Raw genomic sequence first — 4,413 nt, 5'->3', positions numbered from 1 at the left:
GCTGTGGTGGAAGGCGATGTTGCGCAGCCAGCCCAGCGCCGGATGACGCCGGCGGACGGCGTTGACCCGGGCGATGAACGGCGCCAGCGAGTCGGGCCGCTCCCAGTCGCGGTGGCGGATCTCGTACTTCTCAGAGTGGAGGTACTCCTCGTTGGCGTCGGAGGCCGGCTCGTTCTCCCCGAGCTCGTAGCCGCTGTAGATCCCGTATGACGGGGTCATGGTGGCGGCCAGCACCAGCCGCATGCGGAACGCTGACAGCGGACCGTTGCGCAGCGGACCGGACAGGATGTCCGGCGTGTTGGGCCAGAAGTTCGGGCGCATGTAGTCGGCGGTGGGACCGTGGACCAGCTCGGTCAGGTACTCGCGCAGCTCCGCCGCGCTGTTGCGCCAGGTGAAGTACGTGTAGCTCTGCGAGAAGCCCACCTCGGCCAGCTTGGCCATCATCTTCGGGCGGGTGAACGCCTCGGCCAGGAACAGCACGTCGGGATGCGGTCCCTGGATGGCGGGGATCAGCCACTCCCAGAAGGCGACCGGCTTGGTGTGGGGGTTGTCGACGCGGAAGATGTGCACTCCCTTGGCGATCCAGAAGTCGAGCAGCGCCTTGCACGCGTCCCACAAGGCGCGCCGGTCGGCCTCCTTGGCGGGCCAGAAGTTGATCGGGTAGATGTCCTGGTACTTCTTCGGCGGGTTCTCGGCGTAGGCCACCGTGCCGTCGGGGCGCACGTGGAACCACTCGGGGTGCTCGGTGACCCACGGGTGGTCGGCGCTGCACTGCAGGGCGAAGTCGAGGGCCACCTCCAGGCCCAGCTCCTCGGCCCGCTCGACGAAGTCGAGGAAGTCGCGCTCGTTGCCGAGCTCCTGGTTGATGGCGGTGTGGCCCCCGTCGGGGCCACCGATGGCCCAGGGGCTGCCGGGGTCGTCGGGGCCGGCCACCAGGGTGTTGTCCCGGCCCTTCCGGAAGGTGGTCCCGATGGGGTGGATGGGCGGCAGGTAGACGATGTCGAAGCCCATGTCGGCGACGGCCGCCAGCCGCTCCGCCGCCCCCTTGAAGCCCCCCTCGGAGCGGGGGAACAGCTCGTACCAGGCGCCTGTCAGGGCGCGTGGGCGGTCGACCCAGAGTGGCCGGACCGCCGACGCCGTCAGGTCGGTGGCGCCCTCGGGCCCGGCCATGGCCGCCGTCACCGCCGGGTCGAGGGCCGGGGCCAGCCGCTCCGGCGGGAGCCGGGAGGTGTCGCGCAGGCCCTGCACGGCCCCGGCCAGGGCCGCCGGGCCGGCGTCCTTCACCCGGGTCTCGAGCAGCCGGGCCCCCTCCTCCAGGTCGAGGGAGACGTCCTGGCCCGCCGCCAGCTTGACCGTGACGTGGTGGCGCCAGGTGGCGTAGCGGTCGGTCCAGGCCTCGACCACGACCTCGTGGGCCCCGACCTGCTCGGGGCGGATGGTGGCCTCCCAGCGGTCGTTCACGTCCTCGTGGAGGGCGGCCTCCCGCCATTCCCCGCCGGCCGGGCGCCACCGCACCCGGCCCGCCAGCAGGTCATGGCCGTCCCGGAACACGTCGGCGGAGATCTTCACCGCCTCACCGGTCACCGCCTTGGGCGGGAAGCCCGCCGGGGTGGCCGGACGGACGGCGTCGATGACCAGCCGCCCGGTCTTCGGGCCGGTCTTGGGCGCGTCGGAGCCCCGGGGCACCCATCTGGCCTACCACGCGCGCCGCCGGGGCGAAACCTCATCCGGCGGTAGCTTCCCCGGATGCGAGCTCTGCACAGCTTCATCGTGCGGCCCCGGCTTCCCGCCAGCCTCCAGCCCCTGTACGAGGTGGCGATGAACCTCCGCTGGTCCTGGGACTCCCGGAGCCGGGACCTCTTCCGCTGGGTGGACCCGGAGCAGTGGGAGCGCAGCGACGGGGACCCGGTGGCCGTCCTGGGCCGGGTCGGCCAGGAGCGGCTGACCGAGCTGGAGTCCGACTCCGCCTTCACCGCGTTCATGGAGGAGGTGCGCACCGACCTGGCCCGCTACCTCGAGTCCGGGCGCTGGTTCCAGGGCCGGCGGACCAGCCCGCTGCGCGCCGTGGCCTACTTCTCGCCGGAGTTCGGGATCTCCGAGGCCCTGCCCCAGTACTCGGGCGGCCTCGGCGTGCTGGCCGGGGACCACCTGAAGGCGGCCAGCGATCTCGGCGTCCCGCTCGTCGGCGTGGGCCTGCTCTACCGGCAGGGCTACTTCCGCCAGACCCTCGACGCCGACGGCTGGCAGCGCGAGGTGTTCCCCGACCTCGACCCCCACACCATGGCCATCCGTCCCGTCGAGGGGGTGCGGGTGACCGTGGACCTGGCCGACCGCCCGCTCGTGGCCCAGGTCTGGCGCGCCGACGTGGGGCGGGTGCGCCTGTACCTCCTCGACGCCTACGTGGAGGAGAACGGGCCCGAGGAGGCCAACGTCACCGACCGCCTCTACGGCGGTGGCTCCGAGCACCGGCTGCGCCAGGAGATCCTCCTCGGCGTCGGCGGGGTGCGGGCCCTGTCCGCCCTCGGGGAAGAGACCCAGGTGTTCCACAGCAACGAGGGCCACGCCGGCTTCCTCGGCCTCGAGCGCATCCGGCTGCACGTGGTCGACGAGGGTCTCAGCTTCGAGGAGGCGCTCGAGGCGGTGCAGGCCGGCTCGGTCTTCACCACCCACACCCCCGTGCCGGCGGGCATCGACCGCTTCTCCGCCGAGCTCATGGAGCGCTACTTCGGGCGCTGGGCCAAGGAGTGCGGCATCGGCATCGAGACCCTGATGGACCTGGGCCACGAGCCCGGGGAGCCCGCCGACGCCCCGTTCAACATGGCGGTGATGGGCCTGCGCCTGGCCGGCCGGGCCAACGCCGTGTCGAAGCTGCACGCCCGGGTGAGCCGGGCCATGTTCTCCAAGCTGTGGCCGGACGTCCCCGAGGAGGAGGTGCCGATCAGCGCCGTGACCAACGGGGTGCACGGCACCACCTGGACCAGCACCGAGATGGACAGCCTGCTGGGCCGGGCGGTCCTGCCGGCGTGGCAGGAGGCCGCCGAGTCGGTGTGGGAGCGGGTCACCGACGTGAGTGACTACGAGCTGTGGCGGGTGCGGGAGCAGGCGCGGGACCGCCTCGTCGTCACCGTGCGCTCCCGTCTGCGCGCCGCCGTCCTCCGCCACGGCGGCAGCGGCTCGGACGCGGCGTGGACCGACGACGCCCTCGACTCGCGCATCCTCACCATCGGCTTCGCCCGGCGCTTCGCGACCTACAAGCGGGCCGCCCTCCTCCTGTCGGATCCCGACCGCCTGAGGGCGCTGCTGCTCTCGCCGGACCGGCCCGTGCAGATCGTCTTCTCGGGCAAGGCCCATCCCGCCGACGACCAGGGCAAGGAGCTGATCCGCCAGGTCGTGCGGTTCGCGGCCGATCCCGAGGTCCGCCACCGCTTCGTGTTCGTCGAGGACTACGACATGGCCGTGGCGCGCGCCCTCGTGCAGGGCGCCGACGTGTGGCTCAACACACCCCGCCGGCCGCTCGAGGCGTGCGGGACCAGCGGGCTCAAGGCCTCGCTCAACGGGGCGCTCAACTGCTCGATCCTCGACGGCTGGTGGGACGAGTGCTTCAACGGGGACAACGGATGGGCCATCCCCTCGGCCGAGGCGGAGCAGGACCTGGCCCGGCGGGACGCGGCCGAGGCGGCCAGCCTGTTCGCCCTGCTCGAGCGCCAGATCGTGCCCCTCTTCTACGACCGCATCGACGGGGTGGTCCCCCGGCGGTGGGTGGCGCGGATCAAGGAGTCGCTGCGCTCGCTCGGCCCGTTCGCCCCCGCCAGCCGGATGGTGCGCGACTACGTGGAGGAGGTCTACGAGCCGGAGGCGGCGCGCGCCGACGCCATCAGCGCGTCCGGCCACCGCCGGGCCCGGGACCTGAGCCTGTGGAAGGTACGCATCCGCTCGGGATGGGACGAGGTGTCCATCCGGTCGGTCAGCTCGGACTCGGCCGGGGCCGACCTGGGCGCGGTGCGCCGGGTCGACGCCGTGGTGGCCCTCGGCTCACTCGGCGTTGACGACGTGGCCGTCCAGCTCGTGCACGGCCACGTCGGCACCGGGGAGGAGCTCGAGAACGCCGAGCGCACCACCATGTCCGCGGCCGGCCAGGACGCCGAGGGCGCCCAGCTCTTCACCGGTGAGTTCGCGTGCGACGCCCCCGGCCGCTACGGGTTCACGGTGCGGGTGCTCCCCTCCCATCCCGACCTGCTGTGGCCGTCCGACGTGGCCTACTCCACCTGGGCCTAGACATGGGCGACGGGCATGCCAGCCCGCGGCCGGACCACGCCCGCCGCGTGGGGCTCATCACTCGGCGCTGATCAGCGCCTCCGCCGCGGTGTAGGGGTCGATGTGCCGTTCGGCCAGCTGCTGGAGGAGCCGCTCGAA

Annotated in this window: 2 protein-coding genes; one reads left to right on the top strand and one right to left on the bottom strand. The window is 72.8% G+C overall.

Going from position 1 to position 4,413, the window contains the following annotated elements; translation table 11 throughout:
- On the bottom strand, positions 1-1,686 hold a 1,686-nt coding region (locus VFW24_04920; GenBank protein ID HEX5266093.1), incomplete at its 3' end, for an alpha-1,4-glucan--maltose-1-phosphate maltosyltransferase.
- Positions 1,687-1,746: 60 nt separating this feature from the next.
- Here VFW24_04920 and glgP point away from each other — a divergent pair.
- Complete coding sequence (glgP, locus tag VFW24_04915; protein HEX5266092.1) at positions 1,747-4,275, top strand: alpha-glucan family phosphorylase; 2,529 nt, start codon at positions 1,747-1,749, stop codon at positions 4,273-4,275.
- Positions 4,276-4,413: the final 138 nt, after the last annotated feature.

The sequence above is a fragment of the Acidimicrobiales bacterium genome, from assembly GCA_036273495.1.
Lineage (GTDB): Bacteria > Actinomycetota > Acidimicrobiia > Acidimicrobiales > JAJPHE01 > DASSEU01.
The sequence above is the reverse complement of the archived record's forward strand: the minus strand, read 5'-3'. Positions and strand labels throughout refer to the sequence as shown.

Coding starts and splice junctions, on each gene's coding strand:
- glgP (HEX5266092.1), top strand. CDS start 1,747: ATGCGAGCTCTGCACAGCTTCATCGTGCGGCCCCGGCTTCCCGCCAGC.